Here is a 13830-nt window from a genome sequence, read left to right as displayed (position 1 = left end):
TCACGTCGAACAACGCGCTGGGCAACCAGCCGGGCTGGTTCATCAACCTCGTCTCGCCGCTGCTCGGCTTCCAGGGCGAGCGCGTGATCGCCGACCCGATCCTGCAGGGCGGGCGCATCATCTTCACGACGCTGTTCCCGGGCGACCCCTGCAGCGGCGGGTCGGACGGCTGGCTGATGGAGCTGCAGGCACGCGACGGCTCGCGATTCGACGCGCCGATCCTCGACATCAATGGCGACGGGCTGTTCACCGTGACCACCGGCACTACGCAGGGCGACACCGTCACGAACGGCGGCCAGCAGGTCGCGCCGTCCGGCGTCAAATCGACCGTCGGCGGCTTGCAGACGCCGACGATCATCAACATCCCGGGGCAGGGCCGGCAGAACAAGATCATGTCCGGCGCCACCGGCAACACCCAGGAAGTCGGCGAGCGCGATGCGCTCCCGCGCGGACGCACCTCGTGGAGGCAGCTGTGGCCATGACCACCAGGAAGCATCGTCGGGCGGGCGGATTCACTCTGATCGAGCTGATGATCGCGGTCGCCATCGTCGCGATTCTCGCCGCGATCGCGTATCCGTCCTACGAGGAGCAGATGCGCAAGGGCCGTCGCGCCGAAGGCAAGGCGGCGCTGAACGAAGTGTCGCAGCGGCTGGAGCGCTGCTTCACCCGGTTCAACGCCTACAACGCTGCCGGATGCACGGGCGTGGCGAGCATGACGTCGGAGTCGGGGTGGTACCAGGTCAGCGCCAGCGCGATGACCGCGACCACCTACACGCTGCAGGCCGTGCCGCAGCGCGGCCAGGCGACCTCCGATACGCGCTGCGGCACGCTGACGCTGACCCACGTCGGCGCGCGCGGGCAGAGCGGCACGCCGCCCGAGGGCTACCGGTGCTGGTAGCGAGGCGGCGATCGCTTGCCTGAAACGAGGAAGGCCCGCATCGCTGCGGGCCTTCTTCGTTCGAAGCGATCGACTCGGCTGATTACTGCGCCCAGGCGCGCCCGTTGTAGACGCGGACGTAGCTGCCTTCGCGGATCCCGTTGAGGTCGCTCTGGCTGACGACCGTGGTGCGGCCATCGTTCATGCGGACATAGACGTTGTAGTTGGCGCCACCGGACACGTTGCGCTGGATCGCACGCCCGGCCACGGCGCCACCGACGGCACCGGCGACGGTGGCGGTGTTCTGGCGGCCCTCGCTGTCGGTCTGGTTCTTGGCGATTTCGCGGGCCGCGGCCGCTCCGACCAGGCCACCGAGGACGGCGCCGGCGGTGCCGGTCGACGCGGTGCCGGACACCTGCTCGATGCGGGTTACGGTGCCGCAGTCGTAGCAGCTTGCGGTGCTGCTGCCGTAGCCAGGCGACGGCGACGAGTTGCCGCCGTAGTAGCCGGGGCCGGTGGCGCAGCCGGCGAGAGCGAACGTAGCGACCGCCGCGAGGCCAAGCAGTCGGAATTCATTGCGAGTGTTCATGCGGATCTCCTGCGGGGCGGATGCGTCGTGGCCGATGCCACGCAGGGCCACGCTAGGACCGCAGGTGTGAACGAGGCGGCAACCGCGGCGGGATCGTTCATCCCGCAGCGGGGTTGGACACGCGTCCGCTCGCGTCAGCCGCGGAAGTCCTGGTGGCAGGCCTTGCACGCCTCGCCGATCTTCGCCGCCGCTGCGCCGACACCTTGGCAGTTGAGCGGCGGCGAGGCGAGTGTCGCGTCGATTTCGGCCCGCAGCTTGCTGGCGTGCCGGGTGAATCGCTCGTCGTCGCGCAGGTCCGGGAATGCCGGCTCGGCGTTGTTGGCCATCACCCGCAGCGCCTGCAGGTGCGGCAGGGTGTCGGTCGCCGCACAGCGGTTGTTCTTGACGTTGTCGCCGAGCTGTCCGAGATGCCACTGCTGGACCGTCATGACGCTGTCGGGGAAATGGTCCTTGCGCGCATCGATCGCGCGCACCGCCATCACTGTCGCCACCGCGCCGACCACCAGGCCGATCAGGAACAAGAACAGGTAGCGGCTGCCGGCGCTGGTGCGCGTCGTCGCGGCCGGATTCGGATCGCTCATGGCATCGCCTCCTTCGAAGTTGCCGAACCATAGCATGCAGCCTCGGGCCTTCCGGCCGGGCGATTACACTGTGTCGATGACCCAATCTCCCCTCGATCCGGGCTGGCGCGAGCGGTTCGGAGGCATCGACCGGCTGTACGGCGCCGGCGCCCTGGAAACCTTCGCCGCCAGTCGCGTCGCCGTCGTCGGCATGGGCGGTGTCGGCACGTGGGCGGTGGAGGCGCTGGTCCGCAGCGGGGTCGGCCACCTGACCCTCATCGATGCCGACGACATCTGCGTGTCGAACAGCAACCGGCAGCTGCCGGCGATGGCCGGGCAGTTCGGCCGCGCCAAGGTCGCCGCGATGGCCGAGCGCTGCCGCGCGATTAACCCGGCGGTCGACGTGCACGCGGTGACCGCGTTCGTGACCCCGGCCAACCAGGACGAACTGCTGGATCGCGGCTTCGATCTGGTGCTCGACGCTTGCGACAGCTTCCGCAGCAAGGTCGAGCTGATCGCATGGTGCCGCCGCCGCAAGCTGCCGCTCGTGGTCGTCGGCGCGGCGGGTGGGCGCACAGACCCGACGATGGTGCGCGTGCGCGACCTGTCGCGGACCGAGCACGACGCGATGCTGGCGCTGATCCGCAAGAAGCTGCGCAGCGAGTTCAACTTCCCGAAGAACCGCGATCGCTACTTCGGCGTGTCGGCGGTGTACTCGCTGGAGAACGTGCAGTACCCGCAGCCCGACGGCACGGTGTGCGGCGTGCGGCCGCAGGTCAGCGGCGACGCCGCGCTGAAGCTGGACTGCGGCGGCGGCCTCGGTGCGGCCACCCACATCACCGGGACCTTCGCGTTTGCCGCGGTGGGCCGGGCCCTCGAGCTGCTGCGCAAGCGCGGCGCGCGGACGGTCGAGCGCCAGCAGTCGGAGTGAAGCGCAGCGCCTAGGCCGGCAGCGCGAACAGGCGGCGGGCGTTGTCGGTCGTTGCCGCGGCGATCACTTCGGCGTCGACGCCGCGCAGGTCGGCGATCGTTTCGAGCACCACGGTCAGGCGCGAGGGCTCGTTGCGTTGGCCGCGGATCTGCGAGTCGGGCTGGTCCGGCGCGTCAGTCTCCAGCAGGACGCCTTCGAGCGGCACCGTCGCGGCGAGGCTACGCAGCCGGTTGGCGCGCTCGTACGTCACCGGCCCGCCGAGTCCGATCAGGAACCCCAGGTCGAACAGCTGCGCGGCCTGCTGCGCGCTTCCCGAGAAACTGTGGACGACACCGCGCAGCGGGCCGATCCGCCTGATCGATGCGATCACCGCATCGACCGCGCGTCGCGCATGCACGATCACCGGCAAGCCCACATCGCGCGCCAGGGCGAGTTGCGCCTCGAAGAAGTGCGCTTGCCGCGCTGGGTCCAATCCGTCGACGTAGTAGTCCAGCCCGCATTCGCCGACCGCGACCGGCCGCTCCCGCGCTATCCACTCGCCGAGTTCGGCGAGGTGCTTGTCGCGATGATGGTCCAGGTACATCGGATGCAGGCCGTACGCGGGGTGCAGGCCCGGCGCATCGGCGCAGACCTGGCGCAGTTTCGGCCAGCCGGCGGCGTCGACCGCGGGAATGATCTGGTGCGCGATGCCCTGGGCGCGGGCGCGTTCGACCACCGCCACTCGATCGGCGTCGAACTCCGGCGCGTCGAGGTGGCAGTGGCTATCGATCAGCATTCGGCGTGGGCGGGCGATCGAGGGTGTCGCTGCCGCGCCGCTTCCAGTTCGCCAGCAGCAGCGTCCCCAGGCCCAGCACGATTTCGTCGACCAGCGGGATCGGATCGAACGGCCACAGGAAGCTCAGCGCGAACAGGAAGGCCGTGAGCTTGAACAGGGTCGGGTAGCGCAGTTTGCGCGCCCAGTTCAGCAACGGAAGTAGCAGCGGGTTGGCCAAGGCGACGTTCCTGCGGGCGGTCCGGGTCGAAACGACGCTAGCACGGGGCGTGCACCGTTCACACTTGCGCAAGGCGGTCGTTAAAAAATCGGCGGCCGTTCAGCTTTCCGGTGGTCGAATGCCTGCGTCCAACAACGGCGGGCAGAAACCCGCAAGCAGGAGGCACCTGATGAACAAGAACATGCTCGCTGTGGCGCTGGCGTCGCTGCTGGTCGGCGGCGTCGCCGTTGCGGCCTACAACAGCTTCCGCGGGAACGACGCGCAGGACGCGGCCCTGGTGGGTGCGACGGCCGAAGGCGCGCTGGGCGCCGACTTGGCCGCCAGCGGCGCCATCGACGCCAACAGCGTGGAGTTCGCCGACGTGACCAACGTCAAGCCGATCACCGAGCCGCAGTCGCTGTACGCCACCGTCCTCGGCACCGAGGCCGTGCGCGAGACCAGCACCCAGTCGACCCCGCGCGAAGTGTGCGAAGACGTCGTCGTGCAGGAGCGCGCGCCGGAGCGCGACGGCAATGTCGGCGGCACCGTGGCCGGCGCGCTGATTGGCGGCCTCGTCGGCAACCAGATCGGCGACGGCAGCGGGCGCAAGGCCGCGACCGCCGCTGGTGCGGTCGCCGGTGGCTATATCGGCAACCGCGTCGACCGCAACCACGTCGGTGGTCAGGTCGTGAGCCGCACCGATCGCCAGTGCCGGACCGTGTCGAGCACGTCGCAGTCCTCGCGCGTGGTCGGCTACAACGTGACCTACCGCAACCCGGACGGCACGACCGGTTCGATGCGTACCGACAGCAAGCCGGGCAGCCGCATCCTGCTGGGCAAGGAAGACCAGGTGGTCGGTTACGACGTGACCTACCGCTACCAGGGCCAGGAGCAGACTGTGCGCCTCGACGAGCGTCCGGAGGGCAACCGCCTGCCGGTCATCAATGGCGAGGTCGTGACCCAGACCGCCAGCGTCGCCGGCGACGCGACCCAGGGCTGACCCAGCGGGCGCGCCGCGCCCGAAGCACTGCGTTCCCCGACGGGGCCGGACATCCGGCCCCGTCTTCGTTTGCGCGAATGCCCAAGGGGCGGGCACGGGCCGACGGGGTTCAGCGGCCCGGGTGCGGTCGCTACAATGGCGAACTTCCTCCCCCGACCGCCGAGCGCGCCATGGCCCTGAATCCGTATGACCTGTACGACGTCCGCTCGCTCCTGACCGACGAGGAGCGCGCCGTCCAGGACACGGTCGCGCGGTTCACCGACGAGCGGGTGCTGCCGATCATCGGCCACGCGTTCGACGAAGGCCGGTTCCCGAAGGAGCTGGTCCCGGAGATCGCCGAGCTCGGCCTGCTCGGCTCGTCGCTGCCGGAGAAGTACGGCTGTGCCGGTCTCAACTCGGTCAGCTACGGTCTGATCTGCCAGGAGCTCGAACGCGGCGACAGCGGCATCCGCAGCTTCGTCAGCGTGCAGTCGTCGCTGTGCATGTACCCGATCTATGCGTACGGCACAGAGGAGCAGCGCGAGCGCTGGCTGCCGGACATGGCCGCCGGCAAGGCGATCGGCTGCTTCGGCCTGACCGAACCGCACGGCGGTTCCGACCCGGCCAACATGAAGACCCACGCGCGCAAGGACGGCGGCCACTGGGTCATCAACGGCGCCAAGATGTGGATCACCAACGGCAACCTGGCCGACGTGGCGATCGTCTGGGCGATGACCGACGACGGCATCCAGGGCTTCCTGGTGGAGAAGGGCATGCCCGGCTTCGCCGCCCAGGAGATCAAGCACAAGATGAGCCTGCGCGCGTCGGTGACCAGCGCGCTGTACTTCGACAACGTGCGCGTGCCGGAGGCCAACCGCCTGCCGAACGTCAAGGGACTGAAGGGCCCGCTGGGCTGCCTGACGCAGGCGCGCTACGGCATCACCTGGGGTCCGATCGGCGCAGCGATCGCGTGCCTCGACGAGGCGCTGCGCTACACCAAGGAGCGGATCCTGTTCGACCGCCCGGTCGCCGCCAACCAGGCGGTGCAGTTGAAGCTGGCCGACATGGGCCGGCGCATCACGATGGCGCAGCTGCTGTCGCTGCAGCTCGGCCGGCTGAAGGATGCCGGCACGATGCAGCCGACCCAGGTGTCGCTGGCCAAGTGGAACAACGTGCGCATGGCGATCGACATCGCCCGCGAGGCGCGCGACCTGCTCGGCGGCGCCGGCATCACCACCGAGCACTGCCCGATCCGCCACGCGCTGAACCTCGAGTCGGTCATCACCTACGAAGGCACCGAGACCGTGCACCAGCTGGTGGTCGGCCGCGAGCTGACGGGCCTCAACGCGTTCTGACCGTCGCCGGGCGCTCGCCGCCCGGTGCCCCGTGAAAGCGCCCGGGTGCGGCACGCCGCCGCTTCGCAGGATCCGGCGCGGTGCCTACAGGAGTCGACGTGGCCGTCCCCGACATCGAGCTGGAAACCGAACGCCTGCTGCTGCGCGTGCCGCGGGTGGGGGACTTCGACCGCTTCGCCGAGCTGTTCGGCTCGGACCACTCGCGCTTCATCGGCGGGCCGATGACCCGCGGGGACGCGTGGCGGCGATTCCTGCAGATGCCGGGTGCGTGGCTGCTGCAGGGGTTCGCGATGTTCGCCGTCATCGAGAAGGCGAGCGGCCGCTGGATCGGGCAGGCCGGGCCGTGGCAGCCGGACGGCTGGCCGGGGACGGAAGTCGGGTACGCGTTCCATCCCGACGCGACCGGGCAGGGCTACGCGACCGAGGCCTGCACCGCTGCGATGGACTGGGCGTTCGACGCGCTGGGCTGGACCGACGTGATCCACTCGATCGCCCCGGGCAACGCCGCCTCCATCGCGGTCGCCCAGCGCCTCGGCTCGCGCTACCGGGGGCCGGCGAAGCTGCCGGCGCCGCTCGACCAGCACCCGATCGACCTGTGGGGCCAGACCCGGGACGAGTGGCGCGCGCGCCGTGCGGGAGCCCCGGCGTGATCACCGTCCACGGCTTCTCGCCTTCCGGCAACTGCCACAAGGTGCGGCTGCTGCTTGAGCAGCTCGGTCGCGATTACCGCTGGATCGAGACCGACAGCGCGCGCGGCGCGACGCGCTCGCCTGCCTACCTGGCGAAGAACCCGAACGGCAAGGTGCCGATGCTCGAACTCGACGACGGCCGCGTGCTGGTCGAGTCGAACGCGATCCTGTGCTGGCTGGCCGAAGGCACCGCCTTCCTGCCGCACGATCCGTGGGCGCGCGCGCAGGCGCTGAGCTGGATGTTCTTCGAGCAGTACAGCCACGAGACCTACATCGCCGTGGCCCGCTTCATCAGTGGCTGGACACCGATCGACTCGCCTCGCCGTGCCGACCTGCCGCGACTGCGCGAGCGCGGCCACCAGGCGCTCGCGGTGATGGAGCGGCACCTCGCGCAGCACCCGTGGTTCACCGGTGACGCGTACGGCATCGCCGACATCGCGCTGTTCGCCTACACCGGCGTCGCGCCGCACGGCGGCATCGACCTTGCCGGCTACCCGGCGATCGGCGACTGGCTCGAGCGCGTCCGCCGCACCCCGCGCTTCGTCGCGATGCCCGACCCCGATCCGAACGCCGCGGCGCTGATCGCCGCGTCTTCCTGAGCACATTTCCCCACTTCGAGCCGTGTCCCACGGGAACGGCGGAGCGCCCTTGATGTCCCAGTTTGCCCCGATCCCGAACCCGATCCCCGCGCGCATGAAGGGCTTGAACCGCGCCGAGATCTGCGACGTGAACTTCAGCGAGTTCGTGCGCCAGTGGAGCGGCCGTGCCGACGCGCGTCCGGCACCCGGCGAGGCGATCCTCGACGGCAGCGCGCTCGACGCGCGCGGCTTCCGTGAGCTGTTCGAGTCGCAGCTGATCTCGCGGCACCTCGACCTGATGGCGCGCGTGCTGCGCGTGCAGAACAAGGTCTTCTACACGATCGGCTCGAGCGGGCACGAAGGCAATGCGATGGTCGCGCGGCTCACGCGCCACACCGATCCGGGGTTCCTGCACTACCGCTCCGGCGGCTTCATGGCCGAGCGCTTCCGCAAGCTACCGGGCATGGACCCGGTGATGGACTCGGCGCTGAGCTTCGCCGCCAGCCAGGACGACCCGGCATCCGGCGGCCGCCACAAGGTGTGGGGCAGCAAGCCGCTGTGGGTGCTGCCGCAGACCTCGACGATCGCCTCGCACCTGCCGAAGGCGCTGGGCACCGCGATCGCGATCGAGACCGGCAAGCGCCTGGGCCACGCGCTGCCGATCCCGGACGACAGCATCGCGATCTGCAGTTTCGGCGACGCCTCGGCCAACCACGCGACCGCGCAGACCGCGTTCAACGCGGCGGCGTGGACGGCCTACCAGAAGCTGCCAGCGCCGGTGCTGTTCGTCTGCGAGGACAACGGCATCGGCATCTCGGTCAAGACGCCCGGCGGCTGGATCGGCAACCGCTTCCGCCACATGGACGGGCTGGACTATTTCGCCGCCGACGGGTTGGACCTCGCCGCCGGCTACGCCGACGTGCAGCGCGCGGTCGAGCACTGCCGCACGACCCGGCGCCCGACGTTCCTGCACCTGCGCACGACCCGGATCATGGGCCACGCCGGCACCGACTTCGAGATCGAGTGGCGCCCGGTCGAGGAGCTGTGCGCGGTCGAGGCCAGCGACCCTCTGCTGCGCTCGGCGACGATCGCGCTCGAGTCGGGGCTGATGTCGAAGGACGAGGTCCTGGAGCTGTACGAGGCCACGCGCAAGCGCTGCTTTGCCGCGGCCGAGGAAGCCGATCGCCGCCCCAAGATCACTGCGCTGGCCGACGTGATCGCGCCGCTGGCCCCTTACACGCCGGCGGCCGTCGCCGCCGAGGCGTCGCGCGCGGACCATGCCGATCGCCGGCTCGAGGTGTTCGGCGGCGAGGCCAAGCTGCCGGAGAACCAGCCGCCGCGCCACCTGGCGATCCAGATCAACAACGCGCTGCACGACCTGTTCGCCAAGTACCCGGAGACGCTGCTGTTCGGCGAGGACGTGGCGCAGAAGGGCGGCGTCTACACGGTCACCAAGGGCCTGCAGAAGGCGTTCGGTCCGCGCCGCGTGTTCAACACGCTGCTCGACGAGACGATGATCCTCGGCATGGCCCAGGGCTTCGCCAATGTCGGCCTGCTGCCGATCCCGGAGATCCAGTACCTGGCGTATTTCCACAACGCCTGCGACCAGATCCGCGGCGAAGCGGCCTCGCTGCAGTTCTTCAGCAACAACCAGTACGCCAACCCGATGGTCGTGCGCATCGCCGGCCTCGGCTACCAGCGCGGCTTCGGCGGGCACTTCCACAACGACAACTCGATCACGGCGCTGCGCGACATTCCGGGCCTGGTGGTCGGCTGCCCGTCGCGCGGCGACGACGCGGCAACGATGCTGCGCACGCTCACCGCGCTGGCCAAGGTCGACGGCCGCGTCAGCGTGTTCCTCGAGCCGATCGCGCTGTACATGACCAAGGACCTGTACGAACCGGGCGACGGCCAGTGGCTGACGACGTACCCGGCGCCGGACCAGGCGATGCCGCTCGGCGAGGGCCGCGTCTACGGGGAGGGCGCCGATGACCTGGTGATCTTCACCTACGGCAACGGCGTGCCGATGAGCCTGCGCGCGGCGCGGCAGATCGAGGCGGCGCACGGTTGGCGATGCCGCGTGGTCGACCTGCGCTGGCTGGTGCCGTTGAACGAGGCCTACATCGTGGCGCAGGCCGCCACGGCCAAGCGTATCCTGATCGTCGACGAGGGGCGCCACAGCGCCGGCGTCGGCGAGGGCGTGATCACCGCGATCGCCGAGGGGGGCTTCGGCGGCCGGCCGTTCCAGCGCGTCGTCGGCGTCGACACCTACACGCCGCTGGCCGGTGCGGCCTTCCTGGTCATTCCGGCGGAAGACGACATCGTCGCCGCCGCGTCGCGGCTGGCGTAACGCGCCATGTGCGGACTGGCCGGCCTGCTGCGCGCGACCCCCGACACGGGCGAAGCGGCGCTGCTCGCGCTGGCCGGCGCGATGGGCGACCGGCTCGCGCACCGCGGGCCGGACGATCGCGGCGTGTGGGCCGACGCGGAGGCAGGCGTCGCGCTGGCGCACCGGCGCCTGAGCATCCAGGACCTGTCGCCGCTCGGCCACCAGCCGATGGCGTCGGCCGATGGTCGCTACGTGATCGCGTTCAACGGCGAGGTCTACAACTTCCACGCGCTGCGCGAGGTGCTGGTGGCTCGCGGCCACGCCTTCCGCGGGCACTCGGACACCGAGGTGCTGCTCGCGGCCGTGGTGGAGTGGGGCGTCGAGCAGGCGATCGCCCAGTGCCACGGCATGTTCGCGATTGCGCTATGGGATCGCACGCAGCGGTGCCTGTGGCTGGCCCGCGACCGGGTCGGCAAGAAGCCGCTGTACTACGGCTGGGCCGGCGACACGCTGGTGTTCGGCTCCGAGCTCAAGGCGCTGTGGCGGCACCCGGCGTTCGACAACGACGTCGACCGCAATGCACTGGGCCTGCTGCTGAAGCTCGATTACATTCCGGCGCCGCACGCGATCCACGAGCGCTGCTTCAAGCTCCAGCCGGGCACCCTGCTGCGCTTCGATGCCGCGACCGTGGCTGCCGGAGCCGGCGCGCACGACCCGCACCGCGACCAGCACCGTTACTGGAACGCGCGCGAGCGGATGGCGGCGGCGCTGCGCAGCGGCTTCGACGGCGACGCGCGCGAGGCCGAGCAGCAGCTCGACGCGCTGCTGCGCGCCGCGGTGGCCGAGCGCATGGTCGCGGACGTGCCGGTCGGGGTGTTCCTGTCCGGCGGCACCGATTCGTCGGTAGTCACCGCGTTGATGCAGGCGCAGAGCGCCCATCCCGTGCGCAGTTTCACCATTGGATTCGAGGGTTCGCACCACGACGAGGCGCCGTTGGCGCGCGAAGTGGCCGACCACCTGCACGCCGACCACACCGAGCTGTACGTGACCGGCGCGGATGCGCTGGCCGTGGTGCCGACCCTGCCGGCGATGTTCGACGAGCCGTTCGCCGACGCCTCGCAGGTGCCAACCGCGCTGGTCGCGCGGCTGGCGCGCAGTGCGGTCACGGTCGTGCTGTCCGGCGACGGCGGCGACGAGCTGTTCTTCGGCTACAAGCGCTACGAACGCGCGCTGCGCAACCTGCGCTGGCAGCGTCGCGTGCCGGCTCCCGTCCGGCGCCTGCTGGCGCGCAGCGCCCGCGGCCACGGCGAGGACTCACGGGCCGGCGGCTTCGCCGCGCTCGCCGCGGAGATGGGCGCGCGCGGGATCGGCGACGTCTACCGGCAGCGCGTGCTGCGCTGGCGGGACCCGGACGCGGTGCTGCCCGGTGCGCACACCCCGCCGGTCGTCTACGACGAGGCCGAGCCGCTGCACGGGCTCGGCACGCCGGCCGACGCGATGATGCTGGCTGACTATCTCGCGTACCTTCCGGACGACCTGCTGTGCAAGGTCGACCGGACCACGATGGCGGTCGGGCTGGAAGCGCGCGCGCCGCTGCTCGATACGCGGGTGGCGGAGTTCGCCTGGTCGCTGCCGCTCGCGCTCAAGCGCCACGAACGCGGCAACAAGTACCTGCTGAAGCAGGTGCTGCGTCGCTACCTGCCCGACGCGATGGTCGATCGCGGCAAGCGCGGTTTCGGGGCACCCGTCACGCAGTGGCTGCGAGGCGACCTGCGCGAGTGGGCGGACGACCTGCTGGCCCGCGACCGGCTGCACCGCGAGCGCGTGTTCGATCCCGACGCGGTCGACGGGCTGTGGCAGCGGTTCGGCGCCGGCGAGCGCAAATGGCACACCCACCTGTGGAACGTGCTGATGTTCCAGGCCTGGCGCGAGCACTGGCTTGCCGAGCGCGCCGCGGTCACCGGCGGCTAGGGCGCCAAGGGACGGCGCAGGGGCATTTCGGCCACCGGCACGCCGTCCACCGAATGCTGCAGGGAGGCATCGCGGTCCAGCGTCGCCACGGCGAGGCCGAGGTGGCGTCCGGCTTGTGCCGCGGTTGCGATCACCGTACCCACGTCGGCGTCGCCCGCCACCAGCGCGCCGCCCTCCTGCAGCGGTGCATCGGCTTCGACCAGCAGCAGGCCGCGCTTGGCCTTGCCGAGGAAATGGGTGCGCGCCACGATTTCCTGCCCGGGGTAGCAGCCCTTCTTCACGCTGAAGGCCTGCAGGCGCTCGAGCGAGAGCTGCTGCGGCGTCCACTGTTCGCGCTGCGAAGCGCCCAGCCGCGGAATGCCGGCAAGCAGGTCGGCGGCGCGCCACTGCGTCGATCTATCTGCGTCCGCGTCGCTGCGTTCGCTCGAGACGAGCAGCGTTCGCGGCTGGTCGACGTCGCTCCGATCGATCGCGACGACGCCTCCGGGCTCGCCGACGATGCGCGCGTCGCCGGGACGGTCGGATGCGAGGATTCCGGCGACGCGCAGTTCGGTGCGCACCGCCACCTTGACCTTGCTGCGGAAGACGAACCTCGACAGCGCGGCGGCGAATGTTCCGGCGTCCACATCGGGCAGCACCAGCCACAAGCGGTCGTCGGCGAGCCGCAGCAGCATGAACAGCGCAACGACCCGGCCCTTGGGCGTCAGCCAGCCGCTCCATTGCCATTGCCCCGCCGCGATCGCCGTCAGGTCGCTCATGAACTGCGCCTGCGCGAACGCGACCGCGTCGGCCCCCGCAAACTCGATCACGGCATGGTCGTCGAGGGCGAATGCCCGATCGGACGGGGCTTGCGGGTTGTCATGCATGGGGGCGGGGCATAAAATTCGGGATCGTGATGATAGGCCAGAGCCCACCGGACGCCCCTGCCACGCCGGCCGCCGACGCCCCGCTGGAGCGCGCGGCTGTCGAGCCTGCGACGTCCAAACCGGGCGGTGCGCAGGGCGAGGCCGCGGTCCTGCCACCCGAGGTGGGTGGCCGCGAGGGGCTGGAGCCCACGCGATACGGCGACTGGGAAAAGAACGGACGCTGCATCGATTTCTAGCTTCATCACGTACCTGCACCGCGTCTCCCGAGCGTCATTCCGCCCCGCGGCCCTGCCGCCCCGACTGGACTGCCATCGTCATGGCGAACCGCGAACGCCCCTTGTCACCGCACCTGCAGGTCTACCGCTGGCAGGTACAGATGGTGACGTCGATCCTCCACCGCGCCACCGGCGTGATCCTCGCCGTCGGCAGCCTGCTGGTCGTCTGGGGGCTGGTCTCGCTTGCCGCCGGGCCTGACCGCTGGGCGCACTTCAATTCCATTGCCGGGTCGGGCTTCGGCTTCCTGGTCCTGTTTGGCTGGAGCTGGGCGCTGTCGTACCACCTGATCAACGGCATCCGCCACCTCGTGCAGGACGCCGGCTACGCGTACAAGGTCGACGACTTCGTGCGCAACAGCTGGTTCAGCGTGGTCGGCAGCCTGGTCGTCACCGCGCTGATCTGGCTGGTCGCGATGACCCAGCGGGGTGCCGCATGAACCGCTCAAACCGCCTGCGCAATCCGCTCAAGACCGCCCGCGGCCTCGGCTCGGCGAAGGACGGCACCGGTCACTGGATCGCCCAGCGCATCACCGCGGTCGCACTCGTGTTCCTCGCGCTGTACGTGCTGTGGCTGGTGGTGTCGCTCGCTGGCGACGACTACGGCACGGTCCGCGCCGCGATCGCCAGGCCGTTCCATGCCGTCGCCCTGGTGGCCTTCCTCATCGCGATGTTCTGGCACGCCCAGCTCGGCCTGCAGGTGATCATCGAGGACTACGTGCACGCCCACGGGCTGGCGATCGCCGCCCAACTGGCGGTGCGCTTCATCTGCGCTCTCGCGGCCATCGCCAGCGTGCTCGCCGTCGTCCGTATCGCGCTGGGTGCCGTCTGACCTCGGTCGGCGGTCCATAACAGGAATCGAG

At 70.4% G+C, this 13830-nt stretch carries 17 protein-coding genes; 12 read left to right on the top strand and 5 right to left on the bottom strand.

Features of this window, described 5'->3' with window-relative positions; genetic code table 11:
* Positions 1-83 precede the first annotated feature (83 nt).
* Positions 84-482, top strand: a complete 399-nt coding sequence (locus D3A60_RS09095) for a hypothetical protein (RefSeq protein ID WP_119718354.1) — start codon at positions 84-86, stop codon at positions 480-482.
* Positions 479-898 (top strand): type IV pilin protein, encoded by a 420-nt coding sequence (locus D3A60_RS09090; protein ID WP_119719059.1) that lies wholly within the window; start codon positions 479-481, stop codon positions 896-898. The genes D3A60_RS09095 and D3A60_RS09090 overlap by 4 nt, the downstream gene beginning before the upstream one ends.
* 82 nt (positions 899-980) lie before the next feature.
* Here the strand turns inward: D3A60_RS09090 and D3A60_RS09085 are convergent, their stop codons facing one another.
* Together D3A60_RS09085 and D3A60_RS09080 are read right to left on the bottom strand one after the other, a co-directional pair.
* The gene (locus D3A60_RS09085; RefSeq protein ID WP_119719058.1) at positions 981-1466 is read right to left on the bottom strand and encodes a glycine zipper 2TM domain-containing protein; all 486 of its coding nucleotides are present in this window, start codon (positions 1464-1466) and stop codon (positions 981-983) included.
* Positions 1467-1600: 134 nt separating this feature from the next.
* A complete protein-coding gene (locus tag D3A60_RS09080) occupies positions 1601-2047 on the bottom strand; it encodes a cytochrome c (RefSeq protein ID WP_119719057.1) in 447 nt (148 codons plus the stop codon).
* 76 nt (positions 2048-2123) lie between these two features.
* On the opposite strand from D3A60_RS09080, the gene D3A60_RS09075 reads away from it, so the two are divergent.
* Positions 2124-2957, top strand: coding sequence for a tRNA threonylcarbamoyladenosine dehydratase (locus D3A60_RS09075; protein ID WP_119718353.1), 834 nt, complete (start codon positions 2124-2126; stop codon positions 2955-2957).
* Positions 2958-2967: 10 nt separating this feature from the next.
* Here D3A60_RS09075 and D3A60_RS09070 read toward each other — a convergent pair whose 3' ends face one another.
* Both D3A60_RS09070 and D3A60_RS09065 read right to left on the bottom strand, forming a co-directional pair.
* Complete coding sequence (locus D3A60_RS09070; RefSeq protein ID WP_119718352.1) at positions 2968-3732, bottom strand: TatD family hydrolase; 765 nt, start codon at positions 3730-3732, stop codon at positions 2968-2970.
* On the bottom strand, positions 3719-3949 hold the full coding sequence (locus D3A60_RS09065) for a DUF6116 family protein (RefSeq protein ID WP_119719056.1): 231 nt from the start codon (positions 3947-3949) through the stop codon (positions 3719-3721). The genes D3A60_RS09070 and D3A60_RS09065 overlap by 14 nt, the downstream gene beginning before the upstream one ends.
* Before the next feature lie 169 nt (positions 3950-4118).
* On the opposite strand from D3A60_RS09065, the gene D3A60_RS09060 reads away from it, so the two are divergent.
* The 6 genes from D3A60_RS09060 to asnB all read left to right on the top strand — a co-directional run bounded on the left by D3A60_RS09060 (position 4119) and on the right by asnB (position 11829).
* On the top strand, positions 4119-4928 hold the full coding sequence (locus tag D3A60_RS09060; RefSeq protein ID WP_119718351.1) for a glycine zipper 2TM domain-containing protein: 810 nt from the start codon (positions 4119-4121) through the stop codon (positions 4926-4928).
* Between the two features lie 170 nt (positions 4929-5098).
* Complete coding sequence (locus D3A60_RS09055) at positions 5099-6262, top strand: acyl-CoA dehydrogenase family protein (protein ID WP_119718350.1); 1164 nt, start codon at positions 5099-5101, stop codon at positions 6260-6262.
* A gap of 98 nt (positions 6263-6360) precedes the next feature.
* Positions 6361-6912 (top strand): GNAT family N-acetyltransferase, encoded by a 552-nt coding sequence (locus D3A60_RS09050; RefSeq protein WP_119718349.1) that lies wholly within the window; start codon positions 6361-6363, stop codon positions 6910-6912.
* The gene (locus D3A60_RS09045; protein WP_119719055.1) at positions 6912-7550 is read left to right on the top strand and encodes a glutathione S-transferase family protein; all 639 of its coding nucleotides are present in this window, start codon (positions 6912-6914) and stop codon (positions 7548-7550) included. Before D3A60_RS09050 ends, D3A60_RS09045 begins: the two co-directional genes overlap by 1 nt.
* A 52-nt stretch (positions 7551-7602) precedes the next feature.
* A complete protein-coding gene (locus D3A60_RS09040) occupies positions 7603-9879 on the top strand; it encodes a thiamine pyrophosphate-dependent enzyme (protein ID WP_119718348.1) in 2277 nt (758 codons plus the stop codon).
* A 6-nt stretch (positions 9880-9885) separates the two neighbouring features.
* Positions 9886-11829, top strand: coding sequence for an asparagine synthase (glutamine-hydrolyzing) (asnB, locus tag D3A60_RS09035; RefSeq protein WP_119718347.1), 1944 nt, complete (start codon positions 9886-9888; stop codon positions 11827-11829).
* On the opposite strand, the gene ygfZ is transcribed toward asnB, so the two are convergent.
* Positions 11826-12695, bottom strand: coding sequence for a CAF17-like 4Fe-4S cluster assembly/insertion protein YgfZ (ygfZ, locus tag D3A60_RS09030; protein WP_119718346.1), 870 nt, complete (start codon positions 12693-12695; stop codon positions 11826-11828). The two genes, asnB and ygfZ, sit on opposite strands and share 4 nt — an antisense overlap.
* Here ygfZ and D3A60_RS09025 point away from each other — a divergent pair.
* From D3A60_RS09025 to sdhD, 3 genes are all read left to right on the top strand, one after another.
* Positions 12659-12931 (top strand): DUF1674 domain-containing protein, encoded by a 273-nt coding sequence (locus tag D3A60_RS09025; protein WP_331250541.1) that lies wholly within the window; start codon positions 12659-12661, stop codon positions 12929-12931. The genes ygfZ and D3A60_RS09025 overlap by 37 nt on opposite strands.
* 80 nt (positions 12932-13011) lie before the next feature.
* On the top strand, positions 13012-13407 hold the full coding sequence (sdhC, locus tag D3A60_RS09020) for a succinate dehydrogenase, cytochrome b556 subunit (RefSeq protein WP_119718344.1): 396 nt from the start codon (positions 13012-13014) through the stop codon (positions 13405-13407).
* Positions 13404-13799 carry a succinate dehydrogenase, hydrophobic membrane anchor protein gene (gene sdhD / locus D3A60_RS09015; protein WP_119718343.1) on the top strand — a complete coding sequence of 132 codons (396 nt, stop codon included), beginning with the start codon at positions 13404-13406 and terminating at the stop codon, positions 13797-13799. Before sdhC ends, sdhD begins: the two co-directional genes overlap by 4 nt.
* Positions 13800-13830: the final 31 nt, after the last annotated feature.

This window comes from Cognatilysobacter tabacisoli (assembly GCF_003586305.1).
GTDB classification, from domain to species: domain Bacteria; phylum Pseudomonadota; class Gammaproteobacteria; order Xanthomonadales; family Xanthomonadaceae; genus Cognatilysobacter_A; species Cognatilysobacter_A tabacisoli.
This window is presented reverse-complemented; position numbering and strand designations above follow the sequence as displayed.